The sequence below is a fragment of the Paenibacillus herberti genome (genome assembly GCF_002233675.1).
GTDB classification, from domain to species: domain Bacteria; phylum Bacillota; class Bacilli; order Paenibacillales; family Paenibacillaceae; genus Paenibacillus_O; species Paenibacillus_O herberti.
Genome location: NZ_NMUQ01000002.1, coordinates 1,244,327 through 1,256,997, shown reverse-complemented (window position 1 = coordinate 1,256,997; position 12,671 = coordinate 1,244,327). Strand labels below are relative to the sequence as shown.

15 protein-coding genes are annotated in these 12,671 nt (G+C 47.0%); 3 read left to right on the top strand and 12 right to left on the bottom strand.

Annotated features, from left to right (window positions below; genetic code table 11):
• Positions 1-200 precede the first annotated feature (200 nt).
• The 9 genes from CGZ75_RS18120 to CGZ75_RS18085 all read right to left on the bottom strand — a co-directional run bounded on the left by CGZ75_RS18120 (position 201) and on the right by CGZ75_RS18085 (position 6,861).
• Positions 201-1,616: a DUF5808 domain-containing protein gene (locus tag CGZ75_RS18120; RefSeq protein ID WP_089525607.1), complete on the bottom strand. Its 1,416-nt coding sequence runs from the start codon at positions 1,614-1,616 to the stop codon at positions 201-203.
• Positions 1,617-1,761: 145 nt separating this feature from the next.
• Positions 1,762-2,190: a GntR family transcriptional regulator gene (locus CGZ75_RS18115; protein ID WP_089525606.1), complete on the bottom strand. Its 429-nt coding sequence runs from the start codon at positions 2,188-2,190 to the stop codon at positions 1,762-1,764.
• Between the two features lie 161 nt (positions 2,191-2,351).
• Positions 2,352-2,579: a DMT family transporter gene (locus CGZ75_RS18110; RefSeq protein ID WP_089525605.1), complete on the bottom strand. Its 228-nt coding sequence runs from the start codon at positions 2,577-2,579 to the stop codon at positions 2,352-2,354.
• Positions 2,545-2,916, bottom strand: a complete 372-nt coding sequence (locus CGZ75_RS26005; protein WP_245850909.1) for a MerR family transcriptional regulator — start codon at positions 2,914-2,916, stop codon at positions 2,545-2,547. The genes CGZ75_RS18110 and CGZ75_RS26005 overlap by 35 nt, the downstream gene beginning before the upstream one ends.
• Positions 2,916-3,206, bottom strand: a complete 291-nt coding sequence (locus CGZ75_RS26000; protein WP_245850908.1) for a MerR family transcriptional regulator — start codon at positions 3,204-3,206, stop codon at positions 2,916-2,918. Before CGZ75_RS26000 ends, CGZ75_RS26005 begins: the two co-directional genes overlap by 1 nt.
• 130 nt (positions 3,207-3,336) lie before the next feature.
• Positions 3,337-4,047 (bottom strand): ABC transporter permease, encoded by a 711-nt coding sequence (locus CGZ75_RS18100; protein WP_089525604.1) that lies wholly within the window; start codon positions 4,045-4,047, stop codon positions 3,337-3,339.
• Complete coding sequence (locus CGZ75_RS18095) at positions 4,044-4,892, bottom strand: ABC transporter ATP-binding protein (RefSeq protein ID WP_089525603.1); 849 nt, start codon at positions 4,890-4,892, stop codon at positions 4,044-4,046. The genes CGZ75_RS18100 and CGZ75_RS18095 overlap by 4 nt, the downstream gene beginning before the upstream one ends.
• Before the next feature lie 130 nt (positions 4,893-5,022).
• Complete coding sequence (locus tag CGZ75_RS18090) at positions 5,023-6,273, bottom strand: LytTR family transcriptional regulator DNA-binding domain-containing protein (protein WP_089525602.1); 1,251 nt, start codon at positions 6,271-6,273, stop codon at positions 5,023-5,025.
• A 153-nt stretch (positions 6,274-6,426) separates the two neighbouring features.
• Positions 6,427-6,861, bottom strand: coding sequence for an SRPBCC family protein (locus tag CGZ75_RS18085; protein ID WP_089525601.1), 435 nt, complete (start codon positions 6,859-6,861; stop codon positions 6,427-6,429).
• 379 nt (positions 6,862-7,240) lie between these two features.
• Here CGZ75_RS18085 and CGZ75_RS18080 point away from each other — a divergent pair, with 379 nt between their 5' ends.
• Positions 7,241-7,504 (top strand): AbrB/MazE/SpoVT family DNA-binding domain-containing protein, encoded by a 264-nt coding sequence (locus CGZ75_RS18080; RefSeq protein ID WP_089525600.1) that lies wholly within the window; start codon positions 7,241-7,243, stop codon positions 7,502-7,504.
• Positions 7,501-7,908, top strand: a complete 408-nt coding sequence (locus tag CGZ75_RS18075; RefSeq protein WP_089525599.1) for a type II toxin-antitoxin system death-on-curing family toxin — start codon at positions 7,501-7,503, stop codon at positions 7,906-7,908. Before CGZ75_RS18080 ends, CGZ75_RS18075 begins: the two co-directional genes overlap by 4 nt.
• Positions 7,909-7,972: 64 nt before the next feature.
• On the opposite strand, the gene CGZ75_RS18070 is transcribed toward CGZ75_RS18075, so the two are convergent.
• Both CGZ75_RS18070 and CGZ75_RS18065 read right to left on the bottom strand, forming a co-directional pair.
• Positions 7,973-8,509 carry a DUF1854 domain-containing protein gene (locus tag CGZ75_RS18070; RefSeq protein WP_245850907.1) on the bottom strand — a complete coding sequence of 179 codons (537 nt, stop codon included), beginning with the start codon at positions 8,507-8,509 and terminating at the stop codon, positions 7,973-7,975.
• Complete coding sequence (locus CGZ75_RS18065; RefSeq protein ID WP_089525598.1) at positions 8,506-10,698, bottom strand: ABC transporter ATP-binding protein; 2,193 nt, start codon at positions 10,696-10,698, stop codon at positions 8,506-8,508. The genes CGZ75_RS18070 and CGZ75_RS18065 overlap by 4 nt, the downstream gene beginning before the upstream one ends.
• A gap of 434 nt (positions 10,699-11,132) precedes the next feature.
• Between CGZ75_RS18065 and CGZ75_RS18060 the strand changes: the two genes are divergently transcribed.
• Positions 11,133-11,561: a copper amine oxidase N-terminal domain-containing protein gene (locus CGZ75_RS18060; RefSeq protein ID WP_089525597.1), complete on the top strand. Its 429-nt coding sequence runs from the start codon at positions 11,133-11,135 to the stop codon at positions 11,559-11,561.
• A gap of 85 nt (positions 11,562-11,646) precedes the next feature.
• Here CGZ75_RS18060 and CGZ75_RS26535 read toward each other — a convergent pair whose 3' ends face one another.
• Entirely contained in the window at positions 11,647-12,381 is a 735-nt protein-coding gene (locus CGZ75_RS26535; protein WP_089525596.1) for a PBECR4 domain-containing protein, read from the bottom strand.
• Positions 12,382-12,671: the final 290 nt, after the last annotated feature.

Sequence of the window (12,671 nt, the reverse complement as noted above, 5' to 3'; positions counted from 1 at the left end):
TCTACTCAAAACCGCATTTCTATGCGATTTCGGAATCATTGCGGCCCTTCACTGCGGGGACAGCGGAATTTTCAGATAAAAAAAGCCACTTCCAAATAGGAAGTGACGAGAGGCGGAAAACGCAACGAAATCTCCATGGATCTCAATCAACCACAACCCCCGGATGAAAACGACATTTAGGGGATTTCGCGGTCCGATCATTATTTTTGATTAACCACCACAGATTGAAGCTGCCGGAACAGCTCCTCCGTACTTACGCGATCTCTTTCATTAAAAAACACGAATCGCTCCTTGAGCTTCACGCGGATATAAGGCGGGTTATTCTTGTATACGTACAGATTGGACTTGCCGAGGCCGTCCAGGCTAAAACTCCCCCGCAGCACCTTATCTGTCGCTTCCCCGCTCCGCTTGGATCCGCTAGGTATTCCGTCCACAAGCGTAAGCTCCTGCACATCCACAACATTAAAGCTCATGGAATACATTGGGTAGGAAATATGAACCCGACGCTGTTCCGCAATCTCCATCGACGGCGATACAAACTCCGATATCAGCATCAAGGCGCAGACAGACAGCATTACCGCTCCAGCCAAGCCCAGGGCACCCCAGTAAAGCGACTTCCCGACCGGTGTCGCTGTATTGAAAGTTGCCCCAATCCCAAAGCGCTTGGGAACCATAATTCGGCTGTCCTGCGGATTGTGATAAGTAAAGCCGTTAGCCCAGTATTCATCGTCATCGCTGTAAACCGCCCCTCCATCACTGGTCAAAACATCCTCCTCCAGCTTGCGAATACTGCGGAAAGTCCGGTAAATCAACAAGGTCGGCACAAGCGCGAACGCCAACGAACTATAGAACCAAACCGTCTGCAGCCCCTCGTTACTCCCTGAAAAAGCTAACAGTAAAAGCAAAACATGCCCGTTCTCTAGGATCGCCAGCAGCAGCCACATCCACGATAAACTGCGCCGCCGTGCCTGATTCAGCAGCAAATTCACCTCGCTGTCCGCGCTGTACACCTCAGCCTTCATGCGACGAAACATCAGCGCCAATCCAAGCATGACCAGAGTCAAAATTAACCCCATGCTTGCAAGTGGCAGAAGGGCTGAATCACGGCTTCCCGGAATCAGTTCCAGTCCCGCTACAAGAATCAGCCCAGCTCCCAAGCTAAGCGGAATCAGGAACAGCCAGGGTGAAAGCGAGCGCTCGTTTTTCCTTCTGGCTGCCCGCAGATCAACTTGCATCACCCGCTTGCGAGGACCGACGAACCAATCTTCCCTGCGCTTGAGCTCCAGCGTTCTGCGGAAAGCTTCCTGAAAAGGCCGTACCATGACAATAGTGAACCCGGCCATCCAAGCCATGAAATAAACAACCTGAAATCCCATCCAGGGAAAAAGCAGAACATACGGGAGCAGTGCAGCTGCCGTCCAAAGTGAAACCTGGCGCGTTTCCTTGCGGAAGCGATCCTGCACAGATTTAATTTCTGGATGCCCCATCGCGTCCGGCGGCAGCTTGACTGCAAACAGCATGCCGCTGCGATAGCTGGCTTGGGGGATATAAACCATTAGAAAGGCCGAGTACAGGATAAGGACCGTAATAGCAAAAACAATATGAAGACCGATCATTGGAAGGCCCCTCTCATCGCGCGTTAAATTTAGCTTAAGCTGTCGCTAGTCGGAACCGGTGCAGGCAGTGACAGACAAATTGGAGCGGGGACCAGAACTGGTATGGGCAGCAGCGAAAAACAAATGGTCTGGGCTGCGTCTCGGCTTACCCGTCTGTCTGATGCTCAGTGGAATCTGTATCCTGATCGATTCCCCCCGCCATCCGGGCGAATATCCGCCCACAGGCCTCCTGGAAGCCCTCCCTATCCATGCCATGGATGGAGGCTTCAGCAATCAACAGCTGCAGCTCCTGTTCCAGGCGGGGCGGCAACTCTTTGCGCTCTTGGGATGCTTTCAGCTGCGGTTTAACCTTGGCGCCATGTCGCCGATCTATGGCAATAAAGCCCTCCTGCTTCATTAGGGCGTATGCCTTGTTGACCGTCATCGGGTTCATACTAAGCTCCTCAGCCAGTTGGCGCACCGTCGGCAGCTTCTCCCCAGGCTCCAGCTGGCCCGTAGCGATGCCGAGCACGATCTGATTGCGCAGCTGTTCGTAGAACGGAGTGCTGCTGTCGGGATCGAGCGTGATGATCATGGCATTCTCTCCTTATTATTCATTAAGTATTATTTTATATAATACATATAATACTTACAGGGATTGGTTTTGTCTATAAAATGTAAAAAAAGCCACCAGCCTCCACTTGGCCAGCGACTTTTCCATGAGCAGCGAACGACGGTAAGCCTTCCCACGAACAGCTAGGAAGTCAGCTTCAACCCCATCACAGCAAAGATAATGCCGACAATGCAGGCGACCCTAAACAAGCTTCTTGGCTCCTTGAAAAAGATCATGCCCAGAACGATGGCTCCATTTATCGATTCATACTTGAATCCACTCGCCCAAATAATTTCGAGGATACCTCCAATAATGACATAACACCATGCTCTCGCTTCACTTATCGGTTTCTTCTGCGCTTTCGCCTCCACCGTTCGTCCCCTCCTCTGAATGCTGCAGGTACCAATCCACGATTCGGTCCATGTACTCCATCACCTGAGCGTCCATCCCGTACACCTTAAGCTCTTCACCTTCCTCGGAACGAATCTTTCCCCAGTATTTCTCGATGAGCTGCTCATCCTGGCCGAACCATTCCATTGATACATCTATCAAATGCACAGCAAGCTGTTGCGAAGCCGGAGAATCCGGCGGTTCGTGAAGCTGCTCTCTTACTTGACGGATCAGCTTCACCCAGACTAAGTTTCGTTCATCGTCCTCGCCAATATCCGGTAGGTTAACGAGCGTTAAACAGCAGCTTTTCCATCTCATCAAGTCTCGCCCGCTCGTTGCGGATTGCCGACAGTTAGCTCTAAATAAGACTCCCACTGAGGCGCAGCAAGCTTCGGACCGGAACCGAGCATGCCTTTAATGGCCGACAACGTAAAACCGAGCTCCTTCAGAGCTGTTATATGCTGGAGTCGCCTAATTTCTTCGTTTGAGTAGTATCGGTACCCGGATTCGGCTACTTTCGCGGGCTTGAGCAACCCGATTTCATCGTAGTACCTTAACGTTCGGATCGATAAATTCGTTTGTTTGGCCAACTCGCCAATTCTATACATCGCCCATTCCCTCCTGACTTTTCCATTATAAAGTCTTACGTGTACGTCAGAGTCAAGGGGCACTGCAAAAAAAAGCTCACGGTCAACCGCCAGAAGCGCGGGACCATGAGCCCTCTTTCTATAATTGGTCTTAATCGTCCATTCTGCGCTTTTTGTAGACATACGTCGTCACAAGATAAACTGCGACTATCCAAGCGAAAATAACAAGCAGCTTCGGCCAACCTTCCCCCCAGCTTTCGCCCCTTTCTACGGCACTCGCCAGTTCAATAAGCTGCAGGTTCGGCAAATACTCCGCCACTTTTAAAAACGGATATTTATCAAATAAGAGCGTAAGCAACGAGCCGAATGTAAACACACCCACTGCGGGAAGGATCGCAACGGACGCTTCCATAACCGACTTTGTGATTAGCCCGATGAGCGTACCTAGTCCAACGTAAAATACCGCCGACAGCACCAAAGCCACGCTTATAACGGGAACATTAGCTGGGCTGTAGCCCAATAGAAGTATGCTGCCCGCCGTTAAAACCAGAGTGACTATGAGGCTCAACAGACTTTTGCCAAAGAAAATTTCCAACGTGCTAGCTGGGGAGAGCATGAGCCCGCGAAGTGTATTTTTCTCTTTTTCTTCAGCAATTAGGCTGGATTGTATAAATGCCCCGACAAAGCTAAAGGTCATATTAATAATCAGGTAGATCATATCGATGGATAAGGTGCCCGTTCGGCTGTAAATAATCGCCATAAGCAGCGGCAGGACCAGCGTCGCGGAAACAAACATATTGCGTGACATATCTTTGAAATCCTTAACGAAAATCGCAGTTACTCTCTTCGTAGAAAATGTCATACCAGACTCCTCCCTGTAACTTCGACAAAAATATCTCCGAGTGTCGGTTCATTGGAATGCACGGATTGCACTCGATCGCTGCTCATATATTGATAAAGCTCCTGTGCGCCCCCCTTGCCGTTGTCAATATCCACTGTTGTACCGTCCGTCAGCTTTACCGTCAGACGTCCATTACTATGGCGGGCACGAAGCTTTTGCGGCGAGTCGAGCAGTTGAATCTGTCCATGATTGAGAAAGGCAACTCGGTCACAGAGCGTTTCTGCTTCGCTCATGTCATGCGTCGTTAGGAAGATCGTAGTACCACGTTCTTTGAATCCATTCAGCGCCTCGTAAATATGCTTCGTATTAACTGGATCGAGAGCTGAAGTCGGTTCATCCAGGAACAGCAGCTCCGGCTCATGCAGGAAAGCCCGAGCCAGCGTAATGCGTTGCACCATGCCTTTGGATAACTTGGATACCGCCTTGCCACCCTCTCCAGAGAGATTAACCAGCGCTAAAACTTCATCAATTCGCCCAACCGGTATATCGTACAGATCGCAGTACAACTTCAGGTTTTCTCTAACGGAAAGTCGGCTATAAAGAGCCGTATTATCCGTTACGATACCGAAACGTTTGCGATACTTCTCTCCTTGAAGCTTATCTGCGCTTGTTCCGAATATATAGATATCTCCGGAAGTTGGCTTCAACTGGCCAGTCAAAATTTTAATCGTTGTCGTTTTTCCCGACCCGCTCGGCCCAAGAAATCCGAAAATCTCTCCTTTGCGCACCGAGAATGAAACGTCTTTAAGTGCAGCCGTCCCGTCAAAGGTTTTTGCCAGAGACGTAATCTCCATTATATTCGTCATTGTCCGTCCACCTCTCTTGTTCGCTTGCTTGATACCCCAAGTGTAGAGGGTGGAAGGAATCCCTGCATTATATATACCATGAAAGGAGCAAGGAAGAGGATGAATGCAGCATAACAGAGGGTGAATGGAGCTATTTAAGCCCCATCATTTCTTTGAGTTCAGCCATTTTTGTTTTCGAAAGGGGCACATGAGTCCTGGATTGGTCATCCAACACAAGACTGTAGCTATTACGTGTATAGGTGATGACCTCTTTGACTTTTTGGAGATTAACCAGATAGGAACGATGGCAGCGGAAAAAGCCGCAGCTTTGCAGTCTTACCTCAAGCTCGTTGATCTTAAAAGTAGACGCGTACATTTCTCCATTTACATAAAGGTTGGATTGTCCCTCGCTGCTCTCGATATAATCGATCTCAGGCGGATTGAACAAAATAATTTTATCGTTAACCCGAGTAGGAATTTTCTCGAACCGAAACGACCCGAATACCGATTCTTCGCCAATATTCGACTCCTCCGTCTCGGACCGATTCGGTGCAGACGTCGATGCATTGTCCACGTTCAGCGAAGCAGCAGGCTCATCGGCGGCAGCATGAACTATTTCCTGGGCAATAGTTTGCTGAGAGAGTCCTACCTCCATTTCACTAATTCCCAAATTATGTATGTCTGATATTGTTCGCTCCCTATCCAGCTCAAGGGATGTTCTCCCGGCACTGAATCCGTTCAACGGCTCGGCATCACGCTCGGATTTCTCCTGAATATCAAACACATGAAGCCCCTTTTCGTCCAGTCGGCATACCCGGCTTGTCGTGCTCAAAGCTGTCTCCATACTACCCGTAAGAATGAGCACCATTTTGTCTTTTGCCGACAGAGAGCGTACTAACCCGTGAAAAACAAGCTTCGTTTCAATATCTACATTCTGATCCGGCTCTTCGAACACCAACAGCTCCGAATTTTGCAGCAGCAGCCTTCCGTACTGGACTCTTCGCTTCTCCGATGAAGTAAGCTTTACTAATTTGTGATTCGCTTTTTGATCCAATTTCAGCATGCGGAGAACCTCTTCAAGCGCAACACTTGAACCATATATATCGCGATAAAAAGAAAAATTCTCTTTCACCGTAAGCCGCTCGTATAATCCTTCATCGAGCCTCATGAAGCCGATTAGACGAGAGTCCCGCTTACTGTCTGACGGGGCGTACTCGCCAATCCGGATCTCTCCTTGATGAATCGGCATGCTACCGGCCAACATCGCCATCAGCACATGCCGCACATTCATCGTTGAATAAATAGCCAAAACCTCACCCGGGGCCGCTTCTATATTCACAGCCGGAAACAATGTTGTATGCTCAACATGGCAAGCCAATCCACGTATTGACAATGCGGTCATCCGATCACCTCTTCTGTCCGAATAATTTCGGATCACATAGCAATAATATCCATTTTTATAGTATAGCGGATTCCCTTGAAGGGATGAAGAAATTCGTGTTGAATGCAATATCAAAAAACGGCCCCGTTAAAGGCCGTTTTTATTTATCCACGTTTATTTAAGCTTTTCCGACACAGCGTCAGTCAGCTCCTCGACCATTTTCGGCACGAAATCCTTCATTACGCTGTTCATCATCACAGCCATGAATCCTTTGCCGCTGATTTCCAGATAACCGGTTAGTTTTGTAGAATGATTGCTAAGAGCTTCCGCTTCAAAATACCCTTCACCCTCAACTGCGTCTGAGATGCCAGTCAGATCAAACGAGACTCTCGTCGGCTCAACGGGCTCTTTCATCACAATCTGAAGCTTAATGACCTTCTTGGTGAATCCCAAATCTCCCTTGAACGTCCAGGTGGACTCTTGATTATTCAAAATTTCATGCTCGATGTAGCCGGGCACCAAAGGCTCCCAATTGTTGGCATCCTTGATAAATGCCCATACTGTTTGAAGGGGAACAGCGATTTCTACCGAATGCGATCCATTAGGCATTAACTTCAGCTTCCTTCCCTTTTTCTATTCGTTAATCTTTTTTCCGAATCTGCTTCATGGTACCATAAACGCTGCATGAACTGTTCTCCGATCTGAACGATTGCGGGTGTATTAACCTAACAATAAAACTGCGAAGGAGGCGGGGAATTAGCTATGCCAAGTTCGATTTCTATTTCTCACCGGAAATTGCCGCAGGTGTTGAGTTTGAAGTAGCGCCGGTTGGAACTTGGGCTGTTGCGGACGGAGTTAAACTTAGCTCGAACTAAATTCGAATTAGCCCTGGCTAGAAGTCCCTTTGGGGGTCTTCTAGCTATTTTTGAATAAGAACATGTATAATTGTTATAACAGTTGAATATTATAACAAGGAGTGACTTACCTAATGAATAGGATGATTGATATGGAACGAAAGGTGACGAAGTTCGGAAATAGCTTGGGATTGACCATGACTGATGCTTTGAAACAACTTGGACTCCAGCAAGGCGACACGGTTAGTATAGATGTAAATCAGGCTAGCGGAGAAATTATCATCAAAAAATCAGTAAAGGTAACGCTACCTAATGGAATAGGCGATGATTTTATGGACTCTCTTGTAGATGTTATAGGTGAGTACGACGATACGCTACGAGGTCTTAAGGATAGATGAAACAGATCCGATTTTTAACGACACAGGAAGTGATAGCAATCAATCTCGCTATGATCCAGCGCTACAGTCCAGGTGAACATGTGGGAGTAAAAGAGCCCGGTTTACTTGAATCCGCTGTTGTTCGAGCGCAGTCCTCAGCCTTTGGAAACGATGCTTATCCTACCATTTTTGAAAAAGCAGCCGCATTATTTGAATCAATTGGCCAAAATCACTCTTTTTTTAATGCAAACAAACGGACTGCTTTTACAGCTCTTGTCATTTTCCTGCGTTTGAATGGATGGCATTTCAAAATGGATGCAAAACAAGCCGAGGACTTTACGGTGGATATGGTGATCCACAAGTACAATTTTCAAGAACTGGTTCTTATCATTCAAAACCATTGTGCGACCATAACCGAAACATAAAAAACCGACACCTCAACCCGGTGTCGGTTTCTTTTCCCCTATAATACGTCCTTATAATACGTCCTTATAATACGTCCTTCAACTGGCTCCGGCTGTTGCTGTCCAAAGCCTGATAATCGCGGATTTCGCATCTTTTCCCGTTGATATCGGTTAGGATAATCCGGTTCTCACTTGGAAATTGCATGAATTCATGCAGGTTCCTCATGATGATGCGGGTCGGCCCAAGATTCGTTTGCAGCTCCCAAATCCACAGGTCGGCTTTGTTCTTAACCGAATTGATCTGCTCCACTAGCGGGAGGAAATAGCGCAACTGCAGCTCTTTGTCTATTTCTACTCGGCTTTCCTCATCCAACTGGGCAATATCGCGGATGACACCGATTTCCTCGTTTTTGGGGTTTCGGACCGATATGAACTGTGTTGTATATTGAAAAGGGAAGACACGAAACAGCACAATTTCCTCGTAAGCCTGACCTTCAATTATTCCTTGAAACACTCCGCCTTGACTGCGGCTGAAGGAGACTTTATCCGGCTCAAGCATGTTGATTTCAAAAGGGTCCTTCACGCTCGGTTGTTCAAGAGTGATGACTTCTACTTCACTCATGCGCTTTCCACCCCTTTTATTTTGGACAACTCCCTTTGAGCCTCCACCAGTTTAAAATACGCGCCCTCTGCTTGGAGCAGCTCTTCATGCGTGCCTACTTCCACAATTTTGCCGTGATCCAGCACAACAAGCCGGTCCGCATTACGCAAAGTCGACAGTCGGTGAGCGATCGCAAACGTTGTTCTTCCTTTGACCAGACGCGAGATCGCCTCTTGAATGAGCCGTTCTGTAACGGTATCTACTGATGCTGTCGCTTCGTCTAAAATCAAAATCCGCGGATCGTGGATGATTGCCCGAGCAATAGATACCCTTTGCTTCTCGCCGCCGGACAGCTTATGTCCCCGCTCGCCAACCCTCGTATCGTAACCGTCAGGCAATTGAACGATGAAATCATGGGCGTTGGCGATTTTCGCAGCACGCATAATCTCTATTTCCGTTGCATCCGGCTTGGAATAGGCGATATTTTCGGCAATTGTACCGTCAAAAAGGAATGTCTCTTGAAGCACAACTCCGATCTGCTGGCGCAGATCCATCTGACTAATATTGCGAATATCCGTGCCGTCAATCGTAATCGTACCTTCATCGCTGTCATAAAACCGGCAGATCATGTTGATGAAAGTTGATTTCCCTGCGCCTGAATGTCCGACCAGGCCGATCATCTCACCTGCAGCTACTTTTAAATCTACATTTTTGAGAACCGGGTGATGCTTCTCGTATCCATACGTGACCTGCTTAAATTCGACATCGCCCTTCACGCGGCCAATCTGAGCCGGATTGGTTGTGTCTGGCACATCAGCCGGTGTATCCATAATCTCAAACACACGGTCCGCAGCTGAGATTGCATGAGATGCCCAGTTGATCATTTGGCTCACCCATTGCAGAGGACCAAGCAGCATGCCAAGGTAAGTGATCATCGCAATCAGCGTACCGATGGACATATCACTATTAATGACCTGCTTGCCGCCATAATACCAAATTAACAAAGTGCCGGCGCCAGCAACTAGACCGAAAATCGGGAATATCCCCTGCCAAACTCCTTCAATTTTGATGTTATGCCGGACTAATTCCTTATTCGCCGATGTGTAGCGGGAAATTTCCGTTGATTCCTGGCCAAACGCTTTGACGACACGTATTCCTTGGAGTGAATCGCCTACGATGGAATTCAGCTTGAAGATGGATCTCCACTGTTGGTACCAGAGCTTGCCGATCTTCGGCCACAACACGGAGGACACAATAATCATAATTGGCATAGGCAACATAGCGAGCAACGTTAATTTCCAATCGAGACTGAACATGATGATGAAAATCGCAACGACCCTTAACGTTTCACCGGAAACCCAGATGACACCGTCCGTCATGAACTGCCGCATCGCCTCGGAGTCGCTGTTGACCCGCCCGATGAATTGCGAGGATTGCCTTCGATCAAAAAAGGATAACGACAGCTTCATCAAGGAGTGATAAACATCGCGGCGAAGATCGCCCATCAGCTTGGAACCAATCCATACACCGATTAATCCCCGCACAGTTTGCATGAGCGTTAGCACCACCGAAGTCACAGCAAGGCCAATTACAATCCAGAGGAGGGCGGAGCCGAGATCCTTTGGCGTCAGCACATCATCCACGAGCTTTTTGGTCAAAAATGGCGGGATCAGTTCAATCAAGGTTGTAAAAATCAGCATGATTGCTGCCACAACCATTTGCTTTCGGTAGGGCTTGGTATAACTAAGCATCCGCAGCATTACTCTGCCGTTTCTTTTGCAAATTGGGCAAGCCTGCGAATCCTCCGGCAAAGGAGTGCGGCATTTCGGACAAAGTCTTGGGAAATCCTTCTCCGAAGCCGTCGGCAGCTCCTCTCCTTTGGCCAAAGCTCCAATTAGCTTGGAGGCATGACCGAACACCGAAGTCAGCGATGCCGTATACCGGATCAAGATCACTGGGCCATTCTTCGTATCGGCAAGCAGCGAACCGCCGCCTACCCCGCCCACAACGCGAGCATCGGTTATTTCCGCAATCGAAAGCTTTGTTACTTGTTCACCGTCAGCGCCCCATATGGAGGCTTCTTTTTCCGTTAATACTAACCACTGCTCGCCAAATTGTCCGTCCTTCATCAAGTCCGCTGCGGCGTGGAACAGAGGTTTTTCTGTTAGCTGAAGCTCTATGCTGTTGGGTAACTTATCAATAAATGACATGATCTACCTCCGCTTCTTCGCCAACTCATTAACTCATATTTATGTACCGTGGTAAAGCTAAAAAAGGACTATAATTGTTCTATTCCTGTCCAGTTGGTGAGGTCTGATGTGTGCAGGGTTGGGGATTCAATTCTGGATGTGAATTTAATTCATTGCAGTGCTCTGAATCGTGGTTTATGTATGTAAAGTCAACCGTATATTATTGAATAAAGAACTCGGATTACCCCATACTCATCTTACAATTACTTCCGTTTTCTTAGAACAATCGAATGGGACAATAAGCTGTCTGATACGGCCAAAAGGAAGGTTTTCCCCCGTTTTACCACCACTTAGGAGCGCTTTAACCGTAGTGTTTAACGCAACCCTATTTGTGTTAATTTCTGGATATATGGTAATACGAATTTTATGCAATATTAGATTAGGGGGAATGAAAAATGAAAAAAATATGGTTAATCGTTATTCTCGCTCTCCTTCTCATCCCTGGATCATTGGCGTACGGTGAGCAAAAACGTGTAGTTGGAACAGTGGTTATTGATGGAACAACATTAAAGGATACTGCACTCGTCGTGAACGGTAATACAATGATTCCATTCCGGGAGTTATTTGAAAACCTTGGAATGACGGTGCAATGGTATCCAAAAAAGAAAATCGTCATAGCTGAAGGTGCAGATATTAAAATCGTTTTGACCATGGGTGTTTCAACAGTCACTATAAACGAAAAAATAGTCCCGCTAACTCAATCTCCGTTCCATGATTCATTAGAAAATAAGTTCTTAGTAAATACTCGGGTTGTCGCTGAGGCTGTAGGAGGAACTGTAGATTGGGATAATATTAAAAAGGTAGCAACTATTACTTCGAAATGATTAAAGGGAAGTATACTCCCACGCCTTGAATAATCAACACAAAAAGACGAGGAAAGAGCCTCGTCTTTAGCTATTTTATATGTATTTAATTCTTTACTCGTCTGTTTTTCCGCTTAGAGTTGGGAACGCGTAGAATTCGTGATTTAGGTCTATATAAACCATAATTAAATCGTTGTAATACAGTTCTTTTAACCACACGATGAACGGGATTCCCAGCAGCCCTAGGATTTGAGTTGCCTGGGTTAGCAGTGTTTATAATGAATGTCTCCGGATAATACCACTTATCGTAATTATTCGAGTCTTTCCGAAGTCCTAATTGTAAATACAAGTTGTCATGCGTGTCATAAATGAATAACTCACTTGTAACCCTGGATCCTGGTTGAGGATTTAGATAACGTATCACCAAATTCCCGACCTTTAATAGTGTAGGAAGATAGTAGAAATTAACAAGTTTCCGCTCTGATTCCCCTAAACCGTTTCTGACTCGAGCCGCCAAGGCATTAATGTGAGCAATATTAATGGACCCATCCAAAATACCATCCCATCCGCGTACACCCTTATAGTTGCTGACACGTCGGGAAGTCCACCCTCTTGATTTGGAAGCTAGTAAGGCTTTAGGTACTTTGTCTAGACCAATCAAGTGACAGAACTTATCGCGATCGAATTTCAATTTCAACTCGTCACCGTTGTCTAGCTTGAATACAAAGGTGTATGGATACAAACACTTGTAGTATAGTTCTTGAAGTGTACTCAATTCGATCTGTGCTATATTCGCTTTAGAGGTCAAAGCAAGCAATCCGGGGAGGTCTAATCTAGACATTTTTAAGGTTGCTCCTTGGCAATAAAAAGGCTCTGATGATAAACATCAGAGCCCTCGGTCTTGTAATTAGGCGGAAAAGGTTGGGTATACAAGGAATTTGTGAGACGCCCCCGGAGCGTACTGAGCCCGCCTGTGCACAGCTCATCTGCACTAAACAGATGACATGTATTTAGTATATCTGTAAAGCAAAGAATAAATTCGTTCACGGCAAGAAAGTTGGGTATACAAGGAATTTGTGAGACGCCCCCGGGGCGTACCGAAGCGCCGCTGTTCGGCGATCCCTATGAGGG